Source organism: Blastococcus sp. CCUG 61487 (assembly GCF_005222955.1).
Lineage (GTDB): Bacteria > Actinomycetota > Actinomycetes > Mycobacteriales > Geodermatophilaceae > Blastococcus.
Window position 1 is genome coordinate 1 of record NZ_LWUA01000178.1, and the last position, 218, is coordinate 218.

The 218-nt window shown below is 79.4% G+C and carries 1 pseudogene; it reads right to left on the reverse strand.

Annotation, left to right across the window (positions count from 1 at the left end):
• A pseudogene (locus A6V29_RS20840) lies at window positions 1-218 on the reverse strand (hydrolase); the annotation flags it as partial.

Here is a 218-nt window from a genome sequence, read left to right on the forward strand (position 1 = left end):
GCAGGGCGGCGCGCTCGATCAGCTGCGCCGGGTCGGCGGAGGTGAGCAGAACCAGCAGCCCCGGGGACGAGGTGCCGTCCATGTAGCTGCGCCGGGCGAAGGCGGCGAGCTCTCCGCGGGCGGCGTCCACCGACGCGGTTGCCTCGTCCGCTGTCGCCCGGGCGTCCGCGGCCGCGGCACGGGCCTCCGCCAGCCGGGCGCGCTCGCCCTCGTGCCGG